The organism is Citrobacter sp. TBCS-14, assembly GCF_005280805.1.
In the GTDB taxonomy this organism is placed as follows: domain Bacteria; phylum Pseudomonadota; class Gammaproteobacteria; order Enterobacterales; family Enterobacteriaceae; genus Citrobacter; species Citrobacter gillenii.
In genome coordinates this window covers 1-247 of the sequence record NZ_SZWM01001140.1, presented here as the reverse complement: position 1 = coordinate 247, position 247 = coordinate 1, and the positions used below count along the sequence as shown (strand labels likewise).

At 50.6% G+C, this 247-nt stretch carries 1 protein-coding gene; it reads right to left on the bottom strand.

The features are described from left to right. Window positions 1-247 (bottom strand): FKBP-type peptidyl-prolyl cis-trans isomerase (locus FDX22_RS24440; protein ID WP_186805463.1); only part of this gene is annotated, 247 nt, incomplete at both ends.

Below are 247 nucleotides of genomic sequence, written 5' to 3'. Positions count from 1 at the left end.
ACGTTTGATGAATTCTTCAGTCAGTTCCGGCAGTTCGCGTTCTTCAACTTTCTTCAGGTTGATAACGAACTTAGCGGCTTTACCTTTCAGGTTTTCAGCGTGGTACTCTTCCGGGAAAGTCACGTCGATAGTGAACTCTTCGCCAGCTTTGTGGCCTTTAACGCCTTCTTCAAAGCCTGGGATCATACGACCCTGGCCCATCGCCAGTACGAAGTCAGACGCTTTGCCGCCTTCGAACTCTTCGCCG